Origin of the sequence: Streptomyces sp. NPDC001985 (assembly GCF_040296845.1) — a bacterium.
Lineage (GTDB): Bacteria > Actinomycetota > Actinomycetes > Streptomycetales > Streptomycetaceae > Streptomyces.
Genome location: NZ_JBEOYB010000019.1, coordinates 14651 through 37466, shown reverse-complemented (window position 1 = coordinate 37466; position 22816 = coordinate 14651). Strand labels below are relative to the sequence as shown.

Sequence of the window (22816 nt, the reverse complement as noted above, 5' to 3'; positions counted from 1 at the left end):
TGGAAGGTGAGCGCGGTGCCCCCGCCCGTCCCCCCGCCCCACCCCGTCCGTCCCGCTCGATCTGCACCACCCCGGCAGACAACGGCGTCTACCAACCCCTAGGAGTCCCCCGTGGCCATCTCGGTCTTCGACCTGTTCTCGATCGGCATCGGCCCCTCCAGCTCGCACACGGTCGGCCCGATGCGCGCCGCCCGGATGTTCGCCCGCCGGCTGAAGAACGAAGGACTGCTGGAGCGGACCGCCTCCGTCCGGGCCGAGCTGTACGGCTCCCTCGGCGCGACCGGCCACGGCCACGGCACCCCCAAGGCCGTACTCCTCGGTCTGGAGGGCAGCTCGCCCCGGACGGTCGACGTGGAGGGCGCCGACGACCAGGTGGAGAAGATCAAGTCCTCGGGGCGCCTCAGCCTCCTCGGCACCCATGAGATCGACTTCGACTTCGACAGCGATCTGATCCTGCACCGCCGCGAGACACTGCCGTACCACGCCAACGGCATGACCGTCCTCGCGTACGACACCGAGGGCGCCACGGTCCTGGAGAAGACGTACTACTCGGTCGGCGGCGGCTTCGTCGTCGACGAGGACGCGGTGGGCGAGGACCGGATCAAGCTCGACGACACCGTCCTGAAGTATCCTTTCCGCACCGGTGACGAGCTGCTCCGGCTGACCCGTGAGACCGGGCTCTCGATCTCCGCGCTGATGCTGGAGAACGAGCGCGCCTGGCGCACCGAGGACGAGATCCGCACCGGTCTGCTGGAGATCTGGCGGGTCATGCAGGCGTGTGTCTCCCGGGGCATGTCCCGCGAGGGCATCCTCCCCGGCGGCCTCAAGGTCCGCCGCCGCGCCGCCAACTCCGCCCGCCAGCTCCGCGCCGAGGGCGATCCGCTGGCCCGCGCGATGGAGTGGATCACCCTCTACGCCATGGCCGTGAACGAGGAGAACGCGGCGGGCGGCCGGGTCGTGACCGCCCCCACCAACGGCGCCGCGGGCATCATCCCGGCGGTGCTGCACTACTACATGAACTTCGTCCCCGGCGCGGACGACGAGGGCGTGGTCCGCTTCATGCTCTCGGCCGGCGCGATCGGCATGCTCTTCAAGGAGAACGCCTCCATCTCCGGCGCCGAGGTCGGCTGCCAGGGCGAGGTCGGCTCCGCCTGCTCCATGGCGGCCGGCGCCCTCGCCGAGGTCCTGGGCGGCACCCCCGAGCAGGTCGAGAACGCGGCCGAGATCGGCATGGAACACAACCTCGGCCTGACCTGCGACCCGGTCGGCGGCCTGGTCCAGATCCCGTGCATCGAGCGCAACGGAATGGCGGCGGTGAAGGCCGTCACGGCGGCGAAGATGGCGATGCGCGGCGACGGCAGCCACAAGGTCTCCCTCGACAAGGTCATCAAGACCATGAAGGAGACTGGGGCGGACATGTCGGTGAAGTACAAGGAGACGGCGCGGGGCGGGCTCGCGGTGAACATCATCGAGTGCTGAGCGTGTCGTGACGGGTGGGCCCTGACCAGCGCTTTTGTTCTTTCGGCGCGGTCAGGGCCCTTCCCTGCCCGCACGGCGGAATCCCTGAAAAGTCCCTGCCGACGCAGCCACGCACGGCTGCGCGAGGAGTCAGCCGCCCGAGCGGCCTTTGAGGAAGCCGGGGTGCTGTGCGCGCAGGGCCGTGGGGAAGACGATCCGGACTGGCTGTACTGGATCAAGGCGAACGCTGCCCGATCACCGGACCGAATCCGGTCATTCAATGGCGAGTCCACACCGACAAGTGTCCGCAGGGGCAGGCCGGTTCCATGGCTCGACGAAAGAGTTTCCGCCGACTGCGGCGGAGTCCCCTCCCCACGCCCCGGTCCGGCCCAGGGGAGCGCCCATCACCCGCGGCGGCGGGCTGCCCCTTTCCCGCCCCATTGCCTAGGCTCACGCGTGTGCAGTGGCAGCAGTTGCTCGGCTTCGTCGTCGCGGTCGTCCCTCTCACCCTGATCCCGGGCGCCAGCTTCACCCTCGTCACCCAGCGGGTGATCGCCGGCTCCCGGGCCGATGGAGTGCTCGTCACCCTTGGTACGGCGACCGGGCTCCTGGTGCACGCGGCCTTCGCCGCCGTCGGGGTGTCGGCGCTGGTCATGTCGTCGGCTCAGGCACTGACGGTGGTGAAGCTGCTGGGCGCCCTCTATCTCGTCTGGCTGGGCGTGACCACCTGGCGTTCCGCGCGCCGGAGTGAGACGCCGAACACGCGGGGGCGGCCGCGGCTGCCGTGGGGACGGCTCGGGGGATACGGGCAGGGGTTCTGGTCCGATGTGCTCAACCCGAAGGCCGCCTCGGTCTATCTGACGCTGGTGCCGCAGTTCCTGACCTCCAGCCACCCCGTCGCACCGCAGATCGCCGTGCTCGCGGTCGCGCATGTGGGTGTCGTCGTCACCTGGCTCCTCTTCTGGACGTCGGTGGTCTCCGCCGCGCGGACCGTCATCGACACACCCCGGTTCCGGCGTGCGATGGCCCGCGCGGCGGGCGCGGTGCTGGTTGCCCTGGGGGTGCGTACCGCGGTGGTGCGGTGAGCGGAGGGTTCAGTCACGGGGAGCGGGCCGGTGGGCGCACTCCGCCCAGACCGTCTTTCCCGGGCCCACCCGGTCCGCCACACCCCAGCGGGTGGCGAGGGCGTCGACCAGGACCATGCCGCGGCCGTGGGCGTCGTCCGAGCGGGGGGTGACGCGGGCCGGCTGGGCGGGGTGGGCGTCGGAGACCTCGACGCGGACGACGCCGCGTCCGTCGTCGCAGGAGAGGTGGAGCGCGAAGTCCCGTCCGGGTACGTGGCCGTGCAGCACCGCGTTCGAGGCCAGCTCGGCGACCACCAGCGTGACCGCGTCGGAGAACTCCGTCCCGCGCGGGTGGCCCCACTCGATGAGCTGATGGGTGGCGAGCAGCCGCGCCAGACGGGCGCCGCGCCGGGTCGCGGAGAAACGCTGGGTGAAGGTGCGGGCGGGGGTCAGCGCGGAGGTGTGAGGGGAGGTCATGAGAGCAGATTCCGGGAACGTCCCCCCGGTGAACAGGGACGTTCCCGATACAGGCGGCGGTGTCCCGGTGGCGGGTCGGGAGGCCGTACGGAGCCTCCGGAGCGAGGAATTCCGCGCGGTGTGACGTACATCCGTGCGGGAGTGGTCCCCTGAGGGTGACAGCTGGGCGGCGGCGGGCCGGGGGGCCCGAAGAGCCGCAGGTCGGTGGGGGCGCAACCCATACAGATTTCCTTGTACTGGTTGACTCCCTGGACTGGGTGGGTCACTGCCCGTGACCATGGTGGCCGTCGGCGTTGTACCGAGCGGCACAAGTCGGGTACGGGTACGAAAGGCGGGCGGGCTGCTATGGCGGCGGAGAACGGAGCCGGGACAGGGAGCGTCGGCGAAGCCGAACTGTCGGACAGTCTCAGAACCTTCGGCGCGGTGCTGAAGGCCCTGCGGGACGAAGCCCGGCTGACCCAGGAGCAGTTCGCTCCCCGGGTGCGGTACTCGGTGGCGTACATCGCCAAGATCGAGCAGGGCAAACGTTTCCCGCCGAGGGCTCTTCTGGACCGGTCGGAAGCGGTGTTGGGCCCGGTGGCGGCACGGGTGCTGGTGGCGGCGGCACGGAGCCTGACACGGAAGGCGGGGCTGGCGTCCTGGTTTCAGCAGTGGGCGGGGATCGAGGAAGAGGCGATCTCGCTGTACGCGTACGAGTGCAGTGTCATTCCGGGGTTGCTCCAGCCGGAGGCGTACATCCGGGCGGTGTTCGAGCGACGGCTTCCGCACCTGACGGAGGAGCAGTTCGAACAGCAGGTGGCAGGGCGGTTGGCCAGGCAACAGCTGATGACCGAGTTGCCGAACACCGCCTTCAGCTTCATCATCGAGCAAGCCCTGCTGGAACGTGGTCTGGGTGGTGCCGAGATCACCAAGGCTCTTCTGGACAATCTGCTCGCCATGGGCGGTCTCCGCAATGTGGAGATCCAGGTGATGCCCCTGCGCCAGGCGGATCATTCGGGATTCGAGGGGCCGATGCGACTTGCCGAGACGGACGAGCACCGCTGGATCGGCTACGTCGAAGCCCATGACAGCAGCATGCTGATCACCGATCCCAAAGCTGCCAGCGCCATGCTCCAGCGCTATGGCAAGATGCGCTCACAGGCTCTGAGCCGTCAGGCCACCACGAGCCTGCTGGAGCAGATGCGAGGAGCATGATGAGCACCACGGAACTGGTCTGGTTCAAGAGCAGCTACAGCGGCGGCGGGGGCGGCGACTGCGTCGAAATCGCCCTGAGAGCCGATGCCGTCCTGATCCGGGACTCCAAGGACACACGGCGGACACCTCTCGTCGTATCCCCCCACGCCTGGGCCGACTTCACCACACTCGCGGCGGAGGTGCGGTGACACTGATCTGGCGCAAGAGCAGCTACAGCGGCGGAGGCGGCGGCAACTGCGTCGAGGTCGCCGCCTGGTTCAAGAGCAGCCACAGCGATGGCGGCGGCGGCGACTGCGTCGAAATCTCGGTGAGAACCGAAGCCGTTCTGGTCCGGGACTCCAAGGACACCGAGCGCACCCCGCTCACCGTGTCCCCGAGTGCCTGGGCCGACTTCACCACACTGGCGGCCGGCTCTCGGCTCTGAGAGCCGTCGGCGCGGGCGGGTCCGGGATTCCGGGTCCGCCCGTGCGTGGGGCTCCCGCCGGGCGCGGGTCGTCGTCCGTCAGGGACGCCAGGCAGCCGCGTACCAGGCCCCGCATCGTCCAGAGGAACACCGCATCGTCACCCAGCTCCCGGGCGTGGACGTGCTTGATGGGGAAGACCGAGAACTCCGGCGTCATCTGGGCCAGCACCTCCGTCCGCTGGGTGCGGGAGGCCGGGGTGCCGAAGACCGCCGTCGCGGCGATCGCCTGCTGGGCCACCGTGGACGCCATCCACGACGCCTGCCACGGTTCGAGTCCCAGCCGCACCAGACGCAGATGGGTCTGTTCGAAGCGGGCCATGCTCACCCGCGAGCCCGACTGGAGCTGGGAGAGATAGCCCGCGATCCCCGGGTGGTCCGTCACCAGCGCGCGCAGCGACACCGCGAGCGCCAGCAGGAAGTCCTCGACCGATTCGCCGTCGGTGTCCGGGGGGCTCCAGCGTTCCAGGATGCCCTCCGCGACCAGGAGTCGCAGTGATGCCTGGGACGGCACGTGTTTGTAGAGGGCGACCCGGGTGACGCCTAAGCTCTCGGCCACCGCCTGCACGGTGACCTCGTCCAGGGTCAGGGCGATACCGGCCTCGATGACCGCCTTGCGCGTGACCGTCCGTGGGCGCCCCCTCGGCGGTCGCCCGCCGATCGCTTCGGTTGTCATCCGCACAACAGTAGTCGCCGTAACGGGCTCACCAGGGCCGATCAGCGAATGCCCAGTCGTGCGCTCACCCAGTGCGGGTCCGGCACCACCGTCATGACCGCCGAGACGGCGACGATCACGGCCAGTACGGCGAGTTCGGCGCGGGCCGGGTTCCGGGCGTCCGGCCGGCCTCGGAGCATCCGGCGGCGGGCGGCCAGGGCCAGCGCGCAGGCGAGGGCGACCAGCAGCAGCTTGACGATCAGCACCCTGCCGTACGCCGAGGTGAGGACCACATCGGCGGGGAGCTTGCGCAGCGTGGAGGCGGTGCCGGTGAGGGCGAGGGCGGCCAGCAGCCAGGCGGCGGGGCGGGCGTAGCGGGCCAGGGCGGCGAGGGCCGCCGGGCGGTCGGCGCGGTGGAGCCACATCAGGCGCAGGGCGTAGAGGAGTCCGCCCGCCCACAGGGACGCGGCCGGCAGATGGACGGCGGTCAGCGCGGTGCCGATCTCGGGGGTGTACTGCTCCGGGTGGGCGCGCACCGACTCCGCCGCGACGACGGCGGTCAGCGGGAGGAGCGCGAGCCCGGGGCGGCGCAGGGCGGCACAGCCGGCGGCGGCGAGGAAGCCGTTGGCGGTGATGAGGAGGAGCCGGCCGTCCCGGGTGCCGTACGCGGTGGTCATGTCGATGGCGCTGACCTCGGCCAGGACGGCGATCTGGCCGGCCGAACCGGCCGCTCCGGCGAGTGCGGCGTACAGCGACCAGCCGCGCGGCAGGGCGCCGGGGGGTGCCAGCCGGGCACCGGCGAGTTCGCCGAGGTGGACCGCGAGGGCGGCGAGGACGGCCGTGCGCAGGACGGTGGTGGCTCCGGCGGCGGGGACCTTCAGCTCGCCGGTGCCCCGGGCGGCGAGATCGCCGCCGAAGAGGGCGGCGAGAAGGGCGATGAGCCCGCTCGTGAGGACGAGGGCGGCGGTCCGGCGGGCCGACCGGCGCGCGGCTCTGCGGCGGGCGGCCCGGCCGGGGGCCGGGGCCGGGCTCTGCTGGGGGGTGACGGCGGGGCCGTCACCGGGTGTCGCTGCCATGGCGCGGGTGACCGCTCCGGACCACCCCCCGGCGGCCGGGGCGAACGCCCCGGCCGGGTGCCGGGGAGCCGCTCCGGCAGGGTCAGGCCTTGTTCTTGTTGAGCGCGTCCCAGAACTCCTCGAAGGTCAGCCGACCGTCGCCGTTGGCGTCCTTGGTCTTGATGATGGCCTCGGCGACGGTCTCGGTGACATTGAAGTCGCCCAGCTGCGCCATGACGCTCTTGTACTCCGCGGCCGTGATGAGGCCGTCGCCGTCCAGGTCGTACCGCTCGAACGCCTTGCGCGCCGCTTCGATGTCCGCCACTGCTTACGCCCCTCCTAGGTGCACTGCGCACTACTGATGGAGATCAGATTATCGGCCCGCCCCGGTCGCTCCGTGCCAGGGGCCGTGGGCGACGATGGCGGCATGAGCGATGAACTGGCCCGTATCCTGCACGCCGCCGCCCGGGGGGAGTTCCCTCCGCCGGACGGCGGTACGACGGTGATCGGGCAGCCGAACGCCCGGGACGCGGGGGTGCTGGCGCTGACGGCGCACTCGGTGGTCTTCACGGACGAGGACCCGGAGTGGGTACGGGACCGGCTGGCGGCCACCCCGTCGGACTGGCTCGCCGCCTCGGTGCACCCGGTCTTCCTGGCCGCGATGCTGGCGCGGACGGGCCGGGTGATGGACACCGTCGACCTGGTGACGGCCGCCACGAGACTGCCGGGTCTGCCGGAGCCGGAGCTGCGGGAGATCGAGGACCCGGAGCACCCCCGGGTGGCGCGCGCCATGAAGCACCGGGACGGGGTGCGGGTGTGGGCGGCGGACGGCGGGCTGCTGGTACTCGGCCGGGGACTCGCGGGCCGCTGGGAGGCGGCGATCGAGGTGGACGAGGAGGCGCGCGGCCGGGGGCTCGGGCGGAGCCTCGCGGTGGCGGCCCGTCAGCTCGTGCCGGACGAGGTGGTGTGGGCGCAGCAGGCGCCGGGGAACGCCCGCAGTGTGCGGACGTTCCAGGCGGCGGGCTTCCGGCCGGTCGGCTCGGAAGCCCTCTTCTCGGCGCCCTAGGCCGTCTCTTCCGGATCTTGCCGGGCTCGCGAGCCCTGGTGCCGCGCCTCGCCGGTCCGGCCTGATCCGGGAGAAACTCCCCGGAGCCGCACTGGAGGTGGCCCGGAGACGTCTCGGGGAGGCGCCTCGGGGAGGGGCCGGGCGGGCACGAGGAGCCCGGCCCGGCCCGTGGCGGGCGTCAGCGGAAGACCCCCGTGTGGCCGAGCGAGTAGCGGCCCGGCTGCGGATAGACCGCGAGGCCGTGGGGGCCGTCGCCGACCGGGATGCGGGCCAGCTGCTTCCCGGTGCGGGTGTCGATGGCGTACACCTCGGCGTCGTACCGGCCGGAGAGCCAGAGGACCTTCCCGTCCGCCGAGACTCCGCCCATGTCGGGGCTGCCGCCGTCCGGCAGCCACCACTTCTTCGCGAGCTTGTTCTTGGCGAAGTCGAAGACGGAGACGGAGCCCTCACCCCGGTTGGGGATGTACATCTCCCGGGAGTCCCGGGAGATGTAGAGGCCGTGGGCGCCCTCGCCGGTGGGCATCAGCCGGGGGGTGGTGAACTTCTCGCCGTCGAGCACCCACACGCCGTGGGCCATCATGTCGGCGATGTAGAAGGTCTTGCCGTCCGGGGAGATCTTCACATCCTGCGGCATCGCGCCCTCGAACGGCAGCTTCTGCTGGCCGACGACCTCCATTCTCTCGGTGTCGACCTTCAGCAGCTCGCCGGAGAACTCGCAGGAGACGACGAAGTAGCGGCCGTCGGCGGAGAAGTCGGCGTGGTTGACCCCGAAGCAGGTCACCGGGGTGGTCTTCACCCGGTCCATGGTGTGCGGGTCGCGGAAGACCAGTTCGCGGTCGAGGGAGGCCATGACGACGGCGTGCTTGCCGTTGGGGGTGAAGTAGAGGTTGTACGGGTCGTGGACCTCGACCGGTTCGCCCGCCTCGCCGTTGGCGGGGTTGATGGGGGTGAGGGTGTGGCCCCGGTTGTTGTTGACCCAGAGCGTCTTGAGGTCCCAGGACGGGACGACGTGCTGCGGCTGGATGCCGACCGGGATGGTCTCCAGGATCTCGTAGGTCTTGGGGTCGATGACCGTGACGGTGTTGTCGTTGGTGTTGGGGACGTACACCCGGGAGGGGAACTTCCGCACCACCGGGGAGAGCATCCCCGGCCGGTCGGCGGCGTAGATGTCCTTCGGGTCGAGCACCGGCGGCATGCCGGGCAGCCCGGCCGGGGCGGCCGGCTCGGGCCTGGGGGGCGGGGCCGCCGCCTTCGACCTCTCGCGCTCGGTGCCGCCGGGCTGTTGCGGGATCTCCGCGCCACAGCCCGCGAGGAGGGCGATCAGGGCCCCGGCCGCCAGCGCGCCGGCCCGCCGGGTGAGTCTCAGTGGTGTGGTTCCTGGGTGCATCAGCTCAGCAGCTCCGTGGTGGTCACCGCACGCAGTCCGCGGCGGTCGAGATCGTCGAGGAGGGCGGGCAGCGCGGCGACCGTGTCCGCGTAGCCGAAGTGCAGGCTCACCACCGATCCGCGCTGGATCTGCCCGGTGACCGTGCGGGTCACGGCCGCGGCCCCGGGGGAGGTGAAGTCGAGGGAGTCGAGGTCGTACGAGAGGACGTGCGGGTAGCCGGCCCGGTGGGCGAGGCGGGTGATCCTGGGGGTGGCGCGCTGGGTGCGGGAGGGGCGGAACCAGGTGCCGATGGAGCCGGTGAGTCTGCGGAGCCGGTCGGCGCAGCCGGTGATCTCGGCGTAGGCGTCGGCGTCGGACATCTCGGTGATGGTGAGATGGCGCTGGGTGTGGTTGCCGAGGTCGTGGCCGCCGTCGAGGATGCGGCGGGCGAGATCCGGGTGGTCGTCGAGCCAGCCGCCGACGGCGAGGACGGTGACGCGGGCGTCCGCGCGGGCGGCTTCGGCGAGGACGGCCCGGGCGGTGGCCGGGTCGCCGCCGCCGTGGAAGGTGAGTGCCACCCGGTCGCGGTCGCGGGGGCCGTGGACGATCTGCGCGGGCTGTCCGGGGAAGCGGCGGGCGGCGGGGGCCGGCCGGTGCGCGGGCCGGTGGGCCGGGCGCGGCGGGGCGGTGGAGGCGGGGGGCGCGGGCAGGTCCGGGGGCGGGAGGTCGGCGCGGGCCGGCGCCCGGTCGCGGGCGCGGCCCTCACCCGCGCAGCTCGTGGCCAGGCCCGCGGCGGTGGCCAGGGCCGCGGTCCGCAGGGCGCGGCGGCGGTCGATCGGGGTCACGGAGAGGGAGCGTAGGCCCGATTTGCGCAAAAAATGATGATTGCCCGCACGGGTGGCGTCTGCGGGTCGCGCCGGGCGGGGGCGGACCCACGGTCCATCTGATGCGGACAGATCAAGGAAACATTCGCCGCAAGCGAACTTCACGCACTATTTACCAGGCGAGTGGCTCAGCTCACCTGGGATTCACAAAAGATCTATCACCATTCGCCCCTTATGTCGGAGTAGAGGATTTTGATCCGGCGGCCCCCGTCTGCCATAGTCGCTGACACGACCCCCCTTGACCCGGGCCAGGTCGGCATCAGCGGCCGTGGAGACACCCCCCCTGCTCCACGGCGCTCCACAGAGGCCCCCGGCACCGACACCCTCGGTCCACGGGGGCTTCTGTGCGTCCGGGCCCGGCGATCAGACCGCGGTGGCGGTCGCGGCGGCGGTAGCGGTCGCGGGCGCGGCGGCGGTCGCGGGCGCGGTGGCGGTCGCGGGCGCGGTCGCGCTGGTGGTCGCGGTCGTGGTGGTGGTCACCGCGACGGTGACGGGCGCGGTGCCGCGGTCGGCGATCCGCATCTCGAACCAGGTGGTCTTGCCGCGCGGCAGCAGATCCACGCCCCACCGGTCGGAGAGCTTGTCCACCAGGAAGAGCCCCCGGCCGCTGATGTCCATCGGCTGGACCGGCAGCAGACAGGGCAGCCCGCGCGAGGGGTCGCGCACCTCGATCCTGATCCAGCCCCGGCGGCGCAGCATCCGCAGCCCGAAGACCCGGGCCCCGGTGTGCCGTACGGCATTGCCCACCAGCTCCGAGACGAGTAACACCGCGTACTCGGCGGTCTGGGCGGAGAGCGCCCACTGGCGGAGCACCACACAGTGGGTCAGCCGGCGGGCGGTCGCGGCGGATTCCGGGCGGGAGGGCAACCGGACCTCGGCCTCGGTGGGGTTGCCGTACAACTCCAGCGCCCTCAGGGTCTGTTCGTCCTCGATGGCGGTCATCCACCGGGTGGCGACAGCACCGCCACGCTGCCGCGGTTGTTCCACACCTTCGAGGCCCGCCATGTCCCCCATCATCGCCGCACCGGGGGACTTCTGTGGCCGTTCCCGTGGAAGAGGGACGGGTGGGCACCCCCGTCCGGGGGTGCCGGTCCGCATATGACACCGGTGCGGGACTCGCGCCCCCGCCCGAGCCCACCTGCGCTGACTCCTTGTCAACAGGGGGCTCGGGGCCGGGTCGCGGGCCCCTTTCCCACAGCTGGATCGATTCTCTTCCGGGGCGCCCGCCGGGTTGACGGCGCCCGGTCCCGCGACCGCCGGGGCGCCGGACCGCGCCATGTCAGAGGAATTCGGCCTTCCCGGGGCCGTCCTCGACGAAGCTGCGCATCCCGCGCTCGCGGTCCTCGGTGGCGAAGAGCCCGGCGAACCAGTTCCGCTCGATCGCGAGTCCGGTCCCGATGTCGGTCTCCAGACCCGCGTCGACGCTCTCCTTCGCGGCGCGCAGCGCGAGGGCGGGCCCCTGGGCGAGCTTCGCGGCCCAGGCGTGCGCCTGCTCGTAGACCTCGGCGGCCGGCACCACCCGGTCCACCAGGCCGAGGGCGAGCGCCTCCTCGGCGCGCACCTGGCGGCCGGTGAAGATCAGGTCCTTGGCCCTGGACGGACCGATCAGCCGGGCGAGCCGCTGGGTGCCGCCCGCGCCGGGGATCAGCCCGAGGAGGATCTCGGGCTGGCCGAGCCTGGCGTTGTCCGCCGCGATCCGGTAGTCGGCGCAGAGCGCCAGTTCGCAGCCGCCGCCCAGGGCGTAGCCGGTGACGGCCGCGACGACGGGCTTGGGGATGCGGGCGATGGCGGTGAACGACTCCTGGAGCGCGCGGGAGCGGACCACCATCCCGGCGTGGTCCATCTCCCGCATCTCCTTGATGTCCGCACCGGCGGCGAACACCTTCTCACCGCCGTACAGGATCACCGCCCGCACGTCATCGCGGCGGCCCGCCTCGGCGGCCAGTTCCAGCAGCCGGTCCTGGACGGCGATGTCCAGCGCGTTCATCGGAGGGCGGTCCAGCCGGATGGTGCCGACACCGTTCCGGACCTCGAAGTGCACAGTCGCAGTCGTCATGGAGGCAGGTTAACCGCCGCTAACGGGGCTGTGCCGGTGTGGTGGCTCACACCGCGGGGCCGGGGCGGGGGGAGAGGGTCCCGGGGGCGGAGGAGGGTCCCGGCGGGTGCTGGGGGGGCTTCCGGGAGGGGTGGGGCTACTTCTTCCACTCCTCCCAGGACATGTTCCAGCCGTTGAGGCCGTTCCCGGGCGCTATCCGCTTGTCCTTGGAGTTCTTGACGATCACCACATCGCCGAGGAGCGAGCGGTCGTAGAACCAGGCGGCCGGGGACTTCTTGTCGTATCCGCCGCGCACATCGCGCAGCCCCACACAGCCATGGCTGACATTCGACGATCCGAAGGTGCCGGACGAGGCCCAGTAGTTGCCGTGGATAAACGTGCCGGAATCGGAGAGCCGCATCGCGTGCGGCACGTCCTTGATGTCGTACTCCCCGCCGAATCCGACGGTGGCGCCGTTCATCCGGGTCACCTTGTGCTTTTCGCTGATCACCATCTGGCCGTTGTAGGTGGTGGTCGCGGGCGCCCCGGCGGTGATCGGAATGTTCTTGATCTCCTTGCCGTCCCGGACCACCCTCATCCGCTTGCTCTTGGCGTCCACCGTGGATATCTGGCTGCGGCCCACGGTGAACGAGACCGACTTGGCCTGCTTTCCATAGACACCGGGGCGGCCCTGCACCCCGTCCAGATTGAGTGTGAGGGTCACCTCGGTGCCGGGGGCCCAGTACTTCTCCGGGCGGAAGTCCAGCCGGTCGTTGCCGAACCAGTGGCTCTCGATCGGCACGGACGGCTCGGCCGTCACCCTGATGGCCCTCTCGACGGCGGCGGGGTCGGTGATGCCCCGGGTGAAGCGGAGGGAGACCGGCATGCCGACGCCGACCGTGGTCCGGTCCTCGGGGGTGTAGTGCCCGATGAAGGTGTTCTTCGGTACGAGGGTGGTGAAGACGGAGTCCCTGGCGGACTCGCGGCCGTCCTTGTCCCGGGCGACGGCGTGCACCCTGTACCGGGTGGAGCCCGCCAGATGGTGCAGCGGCTCCCACGCCGTGCCGTCCGCCGCGATCCGGCCCTCGACCTGCCGCCCCTTGTCGTCCCGCACGGTGACGGCGGTCAGCCTGCCGCCGGCGGCGGTGACCTTCAGGGCGCCGCTGGTGGCCACCGACTTCGCGCCGTCCCCGGGCAGCACGGTGACCACCGCGCGCGAGGCCTCGGCGACCGCCCGGCCGCCGTCCCCGCCCTTCCCGTCGTCGGCGGCGTCCGTGCCCCCGCCGCCCCCGCAGGCGGTCACCAGCACCAGCAGCGCCGCCGTGGCACCCGCCCGCAGAACGGAACCCCGGGCCCCGCCCGCCACACGGGCCGATTCCCTCGCTGTCGGACGCCCTTCCACCATGGTCTCTCCCCTCGCACGGCCTGGCCCCGGCCCGGCCCGCACACCCCCGCACGCCATCCGTACGCGCTCGAACAGACAACCACACGAGGGGGATTGGGCGCCTTCCGCTGTATGTCACCGTTCAGTCCCAAGTTGTCCGGTGAGGCGAGCCCCAAGCGGGGAAGAGGGGAATGCCCGGCAAAAGGATCGGAAAGAGCCGGGGAAAGGCCGGAAGGGAACGGGCGCGGGCCGAAAAGAGCCGGGGAGGGGAACAGGGAAGGGCACGGGAAGGGAACAGGGAGGGGAAAGGAGACCCCGGGCGCGCGGGTCAGTCCCGGGCGGGCTCCTGCTTCCACCGCTGCCATGTCATGTTCCACCCGCTCAGCCCATTGTCGGGCGGCACCACCTTCTCCGGGGAATTGACCACCTCCACCACATCCCCGATCAGGGTCCGGTCGAAGAACCAGCCCGCCGGGGTGTCCCCGCCGCCGCCCTTCACATCGCGCAGCCCCACACAGCCATGGCTGACATTGGCCCGGCCGAAGGTCTCCGGCGGCGCCCAGTAGTTGCCGTGGAGGAAGGTGCCCGTCCGGGTCAGCCGCATGGCGTGCGGCACGTCCTTGATGTCGTACTCCCCGCCGAAGCCGACCGACCCGCCGTCCATCCGGGTCACGTCGTGCATCTCGCTGACCACCATCTTCCCGTTGTACGTGGTCGACTTCGGCGCCCCGGCCGTGATCGGCAGGGTCGCCAGCAGGGCGCCGTCGCGCCGGACCTCCATCGTCTTGGCCTCGGCGTCGACGAGGGAGGTCTGCGAGCGGCCCACCGTGAAGGTGACGGTCCGGTCCTGGACGCCGTAGGCGCCGGGCGCCGCCTCCACGTCCCGCAGCCGCACATCGACGGTGACCTCGGTGCCCGGCTCCCAGTACTCCTCGGGCCGGAAGTCCAGCCGGTTCCTCCCGAACCAGTGCCCCTCGATCTCCACCGGCGGATCGGCCGTGACCTCGATGGCCCGCCGCACGGCGGCCCGGTCGGCGATGTCCTGGTTGAAGCTGAAGGAGACGATCATCCCGGTGCCGACGGTCGCCCGGTGCTCCGGCTTGAAGTAGCCGATGAAGCGCTGCTCGGGGACCTCGGTGGTGAAGGTGGTGTGGCGCGCCGAGCGGCGGCCGTGGCCGTCCAGGGCGACCACGTCGACGCTGTACTTGGCCGCGATGTCCAGCTTCCCCGGCGGGTCCGGGCGCCAGCGCAGACCGTCCTCGGAGATGGCCCCCGGGACATCGGCCGGCTTCTCGTTCTCGATCCGCCTCACCCTGACCCGCTCCAGCCGGCCGCTGGGCAGCCGCACTTCGAGGCGCCCGTCCGGGTCCACGTCCCGCGCGCCGTCCCCGGGGATCACCCGGATCGCCTCCTCGGGGGCCCGGGGCTTGCTCGCGATGTCGAGCGCGCCGCCGGTGCAGCCGAAGAGGCCGGTCACCAGCCCTGCCGATGCCAGGGCTGCTGCTGAGCCCCGGCCTGCCCGTCTCAGTACATGTCTCACGACCACCCCAACGACGGGGGCCCGGGAGGGAAACGTGGACCGCGTCCAGGAGTGGGAGGAGGGGCCCGGTGGGCACAACAGCGGAAGAGGACCGCGCGCGGGCCCCGGCCTCCCGGGGCCGGCGGCCGGGTCCCGCCGACCCCGGGAGGCCATCAGGTGTCGAGCACGGCGGAGCGGGAGCGGGAGTCGGGGGCGGGGGCGGGGGCGGATTTGGTGCCGGTGCGGGAGCCGGAGCCCGTGCCGGAGCCGGAGTCGGTGCGGGAGCCGGTGCGGGAGCCGGTGTCGGAGTCGGAGCCGGTGTCGGAGTCGGAATCGGTGCGGGAGGCGGTCCCGGTGGCGGAGGTGTGGCCGGGGGTGCCCGCGCCGCTCGGAGCGCGGTGCGGGACCGGGCCCGGCGGGACCCACGGCACCAACTTCGCGCTCTGGGCGGGCGGGGCCGAGGGCGTCGACCTCTGCCTCTTCGACGAGTCGGGCGCCGAGACCCGGCTGCCGCTGGCGGCCCCCACCGAGGGGATCTGGCACGGCTTCGTCCCCGGGGCCCGCCCCGGCCTGCGGTACGGCTACCGGGTGCACGGCCGCTGGGACCCCTGGACCGGGGCCCGCTGGAACCCGGCGAAGCTGCTGCTCGACCCGTACGCCCGCGCGGTGGACGGCGAGTACGCGCTGCCGCCCGAGGTCTACGGACATGTCCGCGACCGGGCCGGGCCATGGGCCGCCGACACCGTGCGCGACGACCGGGACTCGGCCCCGTACGTCCCCAAGGGGGTCGTGGTCCGGGACCACTCCCCCGCGACCGGGCCGCGCCCGGGGACCCCCTGGGCCGAGACGGTCCTCTACGAACTGCACGTCCGGGGCTTCACCCGGCTCCACCCGGACATCCCCGACCGGCTGCGCGGCACCTACGCGGGCCTGGCGCACCCGGCGGCGATCGGCCATCTCACCCGGCTGGGGGTGACCGCCGTGGAGCTGCTCCCCGTCCATCAGTACGCCCACGAGGACCATCTGCTGAAGCGGAACCTCCGCAACTACTGGGGGTACAACTCCATCGGGTACTTCGCCCCGCACGCCGGATACGCGGCCGGCGGGACCCGGGGCGAGCAGGTCGGCGAGTTCCGGTCGATGGTGGCGGCGCTGCACTCCGCCGGGATCGAGGTCATCCTCGACGTGGTCTACAACCACACGGCGGAGGGAGGCCGGCCGGGCCCGACGCTCTCCCTGCGCGGGATCGACAACCCGGGCTACTACCGGCTCCAGCCCGACGCCCGCGCGTACGCCGACCACACCGGGTGCGGCAACACCCTCCGTACCGCGCACCCGCCGGTGCTGCGGCTGATCACCGACTCGCTGCGGTACTGGGTGACCGAGATGGGCGTGGACGGCTTCCGCTTCGATCTGGCGTCCGCGCTGGCCCGTACGGCGGACGGGGTCGACATGGAGTCCCCGTTTCTCGCGGCGCTCGCCCAGGACCCCGTACTGCGGGGGGTGAAACTGATCGCGGAGCCCTGGGACCTGGGTCCCGGCGGCTACCGGCTGGGCGCCTTCCCCGCCGAGTGGAGCGAGTGGAACGACCGCTACCGGGATGCCGTACGGGACTTCTGGCGCGGCGCGCTGCCCGATGTGCGGGAGCTGGGGTACCGGCTCTCGGGGTCCAGCGATCTCTACGCCCCCGGCGGGCGCCGGCCGCGCGCCTCCGTCAACCACGTCACCGCGCACGACGGATTCACCCTGCGGGACCTGGTGAGCCACGAGCGGAAGCACAACGAGGCCAACGGCGAGTCCAACCGCGACGGCGCGGACGACAACCGCTCCTGGAACTGCGGCGCGGAGGGCGAGACCGACGACCCGGGGATCAACGCCCTGCGGCGGCGCCAGGCGCGCAATCTGCTGACCACGCTGCTGCTGTCGACGGGGGTCCCGATGCTGGTCGCGGGGGACGAGATGGGGCGGACCCAGGGCGGCAACAACAACGCGTACTGCCAGGACAACGAGGTGGGGTGGGTGGACTGGTCGCCGGTCACCCGCGCGGGGGCGGGCGGTCTCTCCGGGGAGCGGGAGCGGTCGGGGGCGCTGGAGCGGGAGCGGGAGCGGTCGGGGGCGCGCGGGCTGCTGGATCTCACCACCCGGCTGCTCGCCCTGCGCCGGGACCATCCGGCACTGCGCCGCGCCGACTTCTTCTCCGGGCGGGCCGGGGCGGCGGACGGGCTGCCGGACCTCGCCTGGTTCACCGCGCGCGGCACCGAGATGACCGAGCGGGACTGGTACGCGCCCGCCGCGACGCTCGCTCTGCGGCTCTCCGGCCGGGACATCCCCGGCCGGGACGCGCGGGGGCGGCGGATCACCGGCGACAGCTTTCTGCTGATCCTCCACGCGGGGGACGCCCCGGTGGACTTCACCCTGCCGGGCCCGCCGTGGGCGTCGGCGTACGAGGTGCTGGTGGACACGGAGCCCGAGGACCAGTCGGGCGCGCCGGGGGCGGTGCGCGCGGGAGGGGAGGCGGTGGCGGTCGGGCCGAGGGCGGCGCTGCTGCTGCGGGTGGTGCCGGGGAGCGGGGCGGAGGGCGGGGCGAAGGGCGGGGCGAAGGGCGGGCCCGGTGGATAAATCGGATGAGGGCTGTCAGGGATGAACCGTAGGCTCACTCCTGATGTCCACTTCACACATAGCTCCCGAGGGCCGGTCCGCCGTACGCTCACTGCTGCGGCTCTGGCCCTATGTACGGCCGGTCCGGGCCCGGCTGTTCATCGCGGCCCTCATCGCCATCGTGGCCTCCTGTCTGAGCCTCGTCATCCCGCTGGTGCTGAAGTGGATGGTGGACGGTCCGATCGCCGACCGCGACCCCGGCGGAGTGTGGCTGGGGGCGCTCGCGCTGCTGCTGCTCGGCTTCGCCGAGGCGGTGCTCTTCGGTATCCGCCGCTGGCTGGTGGCCCGCCCGCTGGCGGGGGTGGAGGCGGCCATGCGGGCCGGGCTCTACGCCCATCTCCAGCGGCTGCCGGTGGCCTTCCACGACCGGTGGGCGTCGGGGCAGCTGCTGTCGCGCGGCACCACGGATCTGGCGCTGATCCGGATGTTCCTCGGGTTCCCGCTGACCTTCCTGCTGGTCAACGGCACCACCATCCTGGTGGGCTTTGTGATCCTGTTCGCGCAGGAGTGGCTGCTCGCGCTGGTGCTGCTGGTTCCGGTCGTACCGCTGATGATCCTGATCTCCTGGTTCGAGTCGCGGTACGCGTTCGCCGCGCGCCGCGCCCAGGACCAGGTGGGCGATCTGACGACACTGATCGAGGAGAGCGTCCTCGGCATCCGGGTCGTCAAGGGCTTCGGCCGCCACCGCAGCCAGGCCCGTGCCTTCACGGCGATGTCGCACGAGCTGCGCGGCACGGAGCTGGCCAAGGCCAGGCTGCTGGCCTGGATCTGGTCGGCCGTCACGGTGATCCCGGAGATGGCGATCGGCTCCGCGCTGGTGCTGGGCACGGTCCAGGTCGCGGACGGGGATCTGTCGGCGGGCACGCTGGTGGCGTTTCTGTCGATCGCCCTGGCGCTGCGGTGGCCGGTGGAGTCGCTCGGCTTCCTGCTGGCGATGTGCCAGGAGGCGGCCACGGCGGCGGACCGGTACTTCGAGGTGATGGACGAGAAGCGGGAGCCGGACACCTCGGAGGCGGCTTCGGCTTCGGCTTCGGCTTCGGCTTCGGCTTCGGCTTCGGCTTCGATGTCGGGCTCGGCTCCGGCTCCGGCGGCGGCTCCTGCGGCGGGGCTGCGGTTCGAGGGGGTCCGGTTCCGCTATCCCGACACGGCCGACGACACCCCGCCCCTGCTCGACCGGATCGATCTGCACATCCGGCCCGGCGAGACCATGGCCCTGGTCGGCGCCACCGGCAGCGGGAAGACCACCCTCACCGCGCTCGTACCCCGGCTGCACGAGGCGACCTCCGGCCGGATCACCCTGGACGGCGAGGACATCGCGGCCATGCCCAGGGAGCGGCTGCGCGGGCTGGTGTCGGTGGCGTTCGAGGAGCCGACGCTCTTCTCCGCCACGGTCGGCGAGAACGTCCTCATGGGCGCGGGGGACGGCGACGCGGCGGAGAGGGCCGAGGATCTGGAGCGGGCGCTCCGGGTGGCGCAGGCACAGTTCGTGCACGGCCTCCCGGACGGAGTGCGCACCGAGGTCGGTGAGCAGGGGCTGAGCCTCTCCGGCGGGCAGCGCCAGCGGCTCGCGCTGGCACGGGCGGTGGTCGGCAGACCCCGCTTCCTGGTGCTGGACGATCCGCTGTCGGCGCTCGACGTGCACACGGAGGCGCTGGTGGAGGCGGCCCTGCGGGAGGTCCTGGAGGACACCACGGCGCTGGTGGTGGCCCACCGGCCGTCCACGGTGCTGCTCGCGGACCGTGTGGCGCTGCTCTCCGAGGGGCGGATCGCGGCCGTGGGGACGCATCAGGAACTGCTGCGGACGAGCGCGGAGTACGCCTGGCTGATGTCGGGTGCGGAAAGCACAGAGGGCGCAGAGGCCACTGAGGGCACAGAGGGCGCAGAGGGAGAAGGGGACCCACGATGACCACCACCGCCTCCGGGCCGGAGGCCGCCCAGGCGCCCCCGCCGCCCGCCGCGCCGCCGGCCGAGCAGCCCGCCGATCACTTCGACCGGGACGATCTGCCCACCGTCAAGGGCGCGACCGGCACGCTGCTGCGGTCGCTGCTCCGGCCGCACCGCCCCCGGCTGATCCGGCTCGTCCTGATCCTGCTCGTCCAGCAGGCCACCATCCAGGCGGGCCCGCTGCTGGTCGCCTACGCCATCGACCGGGGCGTACCCGCCTTCCGGGAGCAGAACCACGGGCCGCTGATCGCGGTCGCGACCGGTTACGCCCTCTGCTCGCTGGGCGCGGGGCTGTTCCAGTATCTGTTCATCCGGGTCTCCGGGGTGCTCAACCAGGATGTGCTGCTGGATCTGCGCGGCCGGATCTTCCGCCACTCGCAGGCCCTGAGCCTGGACTTCCACGAGCGCTACACCTCCGGCCGGCTGATCTCGCGCTCCACCTCGGACGTGGAGTCCCTGCGCGAGCTGCTGGAGGAGGGGCTCCAGGAACTGATCGACGTGGTGCTGGCCTTCGTCTACATCTCGGTGATGCTGCTCTGGCTGGACCTGGGGCTCGGCGGGGTCGCGATCGCGTCCTTCGTACCGCTGTTCCTGCTGGTGCGGATCTACCGGCGGCGCGCGGGGGTCATCTACAGCACCCGGTCGACCGCCATAGCCGGGGTGATCGTGAAGTTCACCGAGACGCTGAACGGCATCCGGCCGGTGCGGGCGTTCCGCCGGGAGCGGGCCAACGATGAGGCGTTCCGGGTCCTCAACGACCACCACGGCCGCAGCAACGGGGACACGCTGATCGAGATGGCGCGGTATGTCGTCGGCTCGCGGCTGGTGGCCAACACGGCGGTCGCCGGGATCGTGCTGTGGGGCGCCTACCGGGTCGCCGACGGGACGCTGGCGCTGGGGGTGCTGGCGGCGTGTGTGCTCTATCTGCGGCGGCTGTACGACCCGATCGACCGGCTCGGGATGTTCCTCAACTCCTACGAGAGCGCCGTCGCGTCGCTGACGAAGATCGCGGGACTGCTGGCCCAGACGCCGAGCGTGCCCGAGCCCGAGCGCCCCGGGGAGCTGCCGCCGAGGCGCGGCGGGGAGCCGGGCAGGGCGGTCGTCTTCGACCGGGTGCGGTTCGCCTACCGTACGGGCGGTGAGGTGCTGCCCACCTTCGGTCTGACCGTCCCGGCGGGCCAGACGATCGCGGTCGTCGGCTCCACGGGCGCGGGGAAGTCGACGCTGGCGAAGCTGCTGGCCCGGTTCTACGACCCGACGGAGGGGCGGGTGCTGCTGGACGGGGTGGATCTCCGGGAGCTGGCGCTGCCGGAGCTGCGGCGCGGGGTGGTGATGGTGACGCAGGAGGCGTTTCTGTTCTCCGGGACGGTCGCCGAGAACATCGCCATCGGGCGTCCGGACGCGAGCCGCGCGGAGATCGAGGCGGCGGCGAAGGCGATCGGCGCGCACGATTTCATCAGCGCGCTGCCGGAGGGGTACGACACGGACGTACGGAAACGCGGTGGCCGGATCTCGGCCGGCCAGCGGCAACTGGTGGCGTTCGCCCGAGCGCTGCTGGCCGACCCGGCGGTGCTGATCCTGGACGAGGCGACCAGCTCGCTGGATGTTCCGGGGGAGCGGGCGGTGCAGCGGGCGATGGACACGGTGCTGAGGGGGCGGACGGCGGTGGTGATCGCGCACCGGCTGTCGACGGTGGAGGTGGCGGACCGGGTGCTGGTGATGGAAGGGGGGAGGGTGGTGGAGGACGGTTCGCCGGGGGAGCTGATCGCCGCGAAGGGGCACTTCGCCAACCTCCACCAGGCTTGGCGGACGAGCCTGGCCTGAGGCTGTGGTGGGGGCTCCCCGCGGTGCGGGGTCTGTGGCACAGGGGGCGTCCTCAATCTCCCCCGGAGCTGCCCCCAGACGGGCTGGGATTGCCCGGGCCACCCGTCGCGCGAGGGCCGGCCACCGGCGCCGGACGCACACCAACCCAGCTGGTACCCGCGCCGAGCGCTCACGGTGCATCCCGCTCGGGGCGCGGTCAGCTCGGTCCTCGCGGAGCAGCCCGCCGCCACCGCGGCCGGGGCCCGCACCATCGGGGGATCTCGGCGGCCCGGGAGGCGGTCGGCGACTGCCGGGGGCGGGGCGTACGCCGCGCTGTGGCGGTCCTGGCATGGAGGGAGCGGCCCGGAACCGGTCCGTGACCGACGCTCGTCTGAGACGATGCCCCCCGGTCCGGGGGTTGGGTCGCGCGGGAGGAGTACCGGTGGAAGCTCTGCGACCGGGTGATCCGGAGCGGGTGGGTGGCTACCGGCTGGTGGGCCGGCTGGGCTCCGGCGGGATGGGGGACGTCTTTCTGGGGCGTTCGGCGGGTGGCAGGCCCGTGGCGGTGAAGGTGGTCCGCGCGGAGTACGGGGCCGATGCGGGGTTCCGGCGGAGCTTCGCGCGGGAGGTGGCGGCGGCCCGGAGGGTCGGCGGGTTCTTCACGGCGCAGGTGGTGGACTCCGATCCGTACGCGGAACGGCCCTGGCTGGTCAGCGCCTATGTGCCCGGGCCCTCCCTGCGGGAGGCGGTGGACGGGCACGGCGCGCTGCCGGCCGGCGCGGTCCGGGTGCTGGTGGCCGGGCTGGCGGAGGGGCTGGACGCGATCCACGACCGCGGGCTGGTGCACCGCGATCTGAAGCCCGGGAATGTGATCCTCGCGGGGGACGGGCCGCGTGTCATCGACTTCGGGATCGCCCGCGCCCTGGAGGCGACCTCGCAGACGACGACCGGGGTGATCCGGGGGACCCCGGCGTACATGTCCCCGGAGCAGGCGCGCGGTGACCGGGAGGTGGGGCCCGCGAGCGATGTCTTCTCGCTGGGGTCCGTGCTGGCCTTCGCGTCGGGGGGCGCGGCGCCGTTCGGGGAGGGCCATCCGGCGGCGGTGCTGTACCGGATCGTCCACGAGGAGCCGGATCTGTCGCGCGTCGATGGCGCCTTCCGTTCGCTGGTGGCGTCCTGTCTGGCCAGGAATCCGGCGGACCGTCCGTCGATGGCGGAGATCGTGGACACCTGCGGCGGCGGGGAGCCGGTGAGCGGGGAGTGGCTGCCGCCGGCCGTCTCCGCGTCGGTGGGGGGCGTACCGGCGGGCGGGGTGGGGGACGGCGGGCTCTCCGGGCCCGGGGAGCCCGAGGGTGTGGAGTCCGGGTGGAGCGGGGTGGCCTGGGGGGCGACGGTCGCGGAGTTCCGTGAGCGGTTTCCGGGGACCGCGCGGCGGAACGGTGACTGGTGGGTGACGGGGCTGGACCCCGAGCCGTTCTGCGGGATCGCGATGTCCACGCAGTACGCCTTCAACGGGCGCGGCCGGCTGTATCTGGTGGCGTTCTACCCGTCGGTGGAGGACCGCGAGCGGCTCGCGGGGGCGGTGCTGGCGGAGCTGGGGGCGCCCGATGACGAGACCACGCGGTGGACGCGGGGGGAGGTCGTGGTGGAGGTGAAGGTGGCGGGGGTGGTGGCCAGCATCACCCACCGGGGGTTCGCCACGGCCTGACCCCGGCCCCGCGGCCCGGGTGGCCGAATCCCCCACCCATGACCGGTGGCTCCGTGTCGCGGGGCGCGGGCCCTGCGACACGGGGT

19 protein-coding genes and 1 pseudogene are annotated in these 22816 nt (G+C 72.5%); 10 read left to right on the top strand and 10 right to left on the bottom strand.

Annotated elements, in window-relative coordinates; genetic code table 11:
* The first annotated feature begins 111 nt into the window (after positions 1–111).
* Both ABT122_RS11195 and ABT122_RS11190 read left to right on the top strand, forming a co-directional pair.
* The gene (locus tag ABT122_RS11195) at positions 112–1479 is read left to right on the top strand and encodes an L-serine ammonia-lyase (protein WP_351548762.1); all 1368 of its coding nucleotides are present in this window, start codon (positions 112–114) and stop codon (positions 1477–1479) included.
* A gap of 437 nt (positions 1480–1916) precedes the next feature.
* Positions 1917–2543, top strand: a complete 627-nt coding sequence (locus tag ABT122_RS11190) for a LysE family translocator (RefSeq protein ID WP_351548759.1) — start codon at positions 1917–1919, stop codon at positions 2541–2543.
* Positions 2544–2552: 9 nt separating this feature from the next.
* Here ABT122_RS11190 and ABT122_RS11185 read toward each other — a convergent pair whose 3' ends face one another.
* Positions 2553–2999, bottom strand: a complete 447-nt coding sequence (locus ABT122_RS11185; RefSeq protein ID WP_351548756.1) for an ATP-binding protein — start codon at positions 2997–2999, stop codon at positions 2553–2555.
* 345 nt (positions 3000–3344) lie between these two features.
* Between ABT122_RS11185 and ABT122_RS11180 the strand changes: the two genes are divergently transcribed.
* Genes ABT122_RS11180 through ABT122_RS11170 form a run of 3 tightly spaced genes read left to right on the top strand, consistent with a single transcriptional unit; the run spans position 3345 to position 4617 of the window.
* Complete coding sequence (locus ABT122_RS11180) at positions 3345–4193, top strand: helix-turn-helix domain-containing protein (RefSeq protein WP_351548754.1); 849 nt, start codon at positions 3345–3347, stop codon at positions 4191–4193.
* Positions 4193–4381 (top strand): DUF397 domain-containing protein, encoded by a 189-nt coding sequence (locus ABT122_RS11175; RefSeq protein ID WP_351548751.1) that lies wholly within the window; start codon positions 4193–4195, stop codon positions 4379–4381. Before ABT122_RS11180 ends, ABT122_RS11175 begins: the two co-directional genes overlap by 1 nt.
* Positions 4378–4617, top strand: a complete 240-nt coding sequence (locus ABT122_RS11170) for a DUF397 domain-containing protein (RefSeq protein WP_351548748.1) — start codon at positions 4378–4380, stop codon at positions 4615–4617. Before ABT122_RS11175 ends, ABT122_RS11170 begins: the two co-directional genes overlap by 4 nt.
* Here the strand turns inward: ABT122_RS11170 and ABT122_RS11165 are convergent.
* The 3 genes from ABT122_RS11165 to ABT122_RS11155 form a co-directional block, all read right to left on the bottom strand.
* Positions 4586–5329, bottom strand: a complete 744-nt coding sequence (locus ABT122_RS11165; RefSeq protein WP_351548745.1) for a TetR/AcrR family transcriptional regulator — start codon at positions 5327–5329, stop codon at positions 4586–4588. The genes ABT122_RS11170 and ABT122_RS11165 overlap by 32 nt on opposite strands.
* 41 nt (positions 5330–5370) lie before the next feature.
* Positions 5371–6384, bottom strand: coding sequence for a CopD family protein (locus tag ABT122_RS11160; RefSeq protein WP_351548742.1), 1014 nt, complete (start codon positions 6382–6384; stop codon positions 5371–5373).
* A gap of 82 nt (positions 6385–6466) precedes the next feature.
* Complete coding sequence (locus tag ABT122_RS11155) at positions 6467–6688, bottom strand: EF-hand domain-containing protein (RefSeq protein ID WP_351548739.1); 222 nt, start codon at positions 6686–6688, stop codon at positions 6467–6469.
* Positions 6689–6790: 102 nt separating this feature from the next.
* Here ABT122_RS11155 and ABT122_RS11150 point away from each other — a divergent pair, with 102 nt between their 5' ends.
* Positions 6791–7429 carry a GNAT family N-acetyltransferase gene (locus tag ABT122_RS11150; RefSeq protein WP_351548736.1) on the top strand — a complete coding sequence of 213 codons (639 nt, stop codon included), beginning with the start codon at positions 6791–6793 and terminating at the stop codon, positions 7427–7429.
* A gap of 178 nt (positions 7430–7607) precedes the next feature.
* Here the strand turns inward: ABT122_RS11150 and ABT122_RS11145 are convergent, their stop codons facing one another.
* From ABT122_RS11145 to ABT122_RS11120, 6 genes and pseudogenes are all read right to left on the bottom strand, one after another.
* Complete coding sequence (locus ABT122_RS11145) at positions 7608–8816, bottom strand: YVTN family beta-propeller repeat protein (protein ID WP_351548733.1); 1209 nt, start codon at positions 8814–8816, stop codon at positions 7608–7610.
* Positions 8816–9640, bottom strand: a complete 825-nt coding sequence (locus tag ABT122_RS11140) for a polysaccharide deacetylase family protein (protein WP_351548730.1) — start codon at positions 9638–9640, stop codon at positions 8816–8818. Before ABT122_RS11140 ends, ABT122_RS11145 begins: the two co-directional genes overlap by 1 nt.
* Positions 9641–10183: 543 nt before the next feature.
* Positions 10184–10696 (bottom strand): annotated as a pseudogene (locus ABT122_RS11135) (ATP-binding protein); the annotation flags it as partial.
* 262 nt (positions 10697–10958) lie between these two features.
* On the bottom strand, positions 10959–11735 hold the full coding sequence (locus tag ABT122_RS11130) for an enoyl-CoA hydratase/isomerase family protein (RefSeq protein WP_351548727.1): 777 nt from the start codon (positions 11733–11735) through the stop codon (positions 10959–10961).
* Between the two features lie 136 nt (positions 11736–11871).
* A complete protein-coding gene (locus tag ABT122_RS11125; protein WP_451067042.1) occupies positions 11872–13116 on the bottom strand; it encodes a L,D-transpeptidase in 1245 nt (414 codons plus the stop codon).
* A gap of 310 nt (positions 13117–13426) precedes the next feature.
* Positions 13427–14638: a L,D-transpeptidase gene (locus tag ABT122_RS11120; protein WP_351548721.1), complete on the bottom strand. Its 1212-nt coding sequence runs from the start codon at positions 14636–14638 to the stop codon at positions 13427–13429.
* A 297-nt stretch (positions 14639–14935) separates the two neighbouring features.
* Between ABT122_RS11120 and glgX the strand changes: the two genes are divergently transcribed.
* The 4 genes from glgX to ABT122_RS11100 all read left to right on the top strand — a co-directional run bounded on the left by glgX (position 14936) and on the right by ABT122_RS11100 (position 22730).
* Positions 14936–17236 (top strand): glycogen debranching protein GlgX, encoded by a 2301-nt coding sequence (gene glgX, locus ABT122_RS11115; protein WP_351548932.1) that lies wholly within the window; start codon positions 14936–14938, stop codon positions 17234–17236.
* 43 nt (positions 17237–17279) lie between these two features.
* Positions 17280–19181: an ABC transporter ATP-binding protein gene (locus ABT122_RS11110; RefSeq protein WP_351548719.1), complete on the top strand. Its 1902-nt coding sequence runs from the start codon at positions 17280–17282 to the stop codon at positions 19179–19181.
* The gene (locus ABT122_RS11105; protein WP_351548717.1) at positions 19178–21043 is read left to right on the top strand and encodes an ABC transporter ATP-binding protein; all 1866 of its coding nucleotides are present in this window, start codon (positions 19178–19180) and stop codon (positions 21041–21043) included. The genes ABT122_RS11110 and ABT122_RS11105 overlap by 4 nt, the downstream gene beginning before the upstream one ends.
* A gap of 421 nt (positions 21044–21464) precedes the next feature.
* Positions 21465–22730, top strand: a complete 1266-nt coding sequence (locus ABT122_RS11100; protein ID WP_351548714.1) for a serine/threonine-protein kinase — start codon at positions 21465–21467, stop codon at positions 22728–22730.
* Positions 22731–22816 lie beyond the last annotated feature (86 nt).

Coding starts and splice junctions, on each gene's coding strand:
- ABT122_RS11185 (WP_351548756.1), bottom strand. CDS start 2,999: ATGACCTCCCCTCACACCTCCGCGCTGACCCCCGCCCGCACCTTCACC.
- ABT122_RS11180 (WP_351548754.1), top strand. CDS start 3,345: ATGGCGGCGGAGAACGGAGCCGGGACAGGGAGCGTCGGCGAAGCCGAA.
- ABT122_RS11175 (WP_351548751.1), top strand. CDS start 4,193: ATGAGCACCACGGAACTGGTCTGGTTCAAGAGCAGCTACAGCGGCGGC.
- ABT122_RS11165 (WP_351548745.1), bottom strand. CDS start 5,329: ATGACAACCGAAGCGATCGGCGGGCGACCGCCGAGGGGGCGCCCACGG.
- ABT122_RS11160 (WP_351548742.1), bottom strand. CDS start 6,384: ATGGCAGCGACACCCGGTGACGGCCCCGCCGTCACCCCCCAGCAGAGC.
- ABT122_RS11150 (WP_351548736.1), top strand. CDS start 6,791: ATGAGCGATGAACTGGCCCGTATCCTGCACGCCGCCGCCCGGGGGGAG.
- ABT122_RS11145 (WP_351548733.1), bottom strand. CDS start 8,816: ATGCACCCAGGAACCACACCACTGAGACTCACCCGGCGGGCCGGCGCG.
- ABT122_RS11130 (WP_351548727.1), bottom strand. CDS start 11,735: ATGACGACTGCGACTGTGCACTTCGAGGTCCGGAACGGTGTCGGCACC.
- ABT122_RS11110 (WP_351548719.1), top strand. CDS start 17,280: ATGTCCACTTCACACATAGCTCCCGAGGGCCGGTCCGCCGTACGCTCA.
- ABT122_RS11105 (WP_351548717.1), top strand. CDS start 19,178: ATGACCACCACCGCCTCCGGGCCGGAGGCCGCCCAGGCGCCCCCGCCG.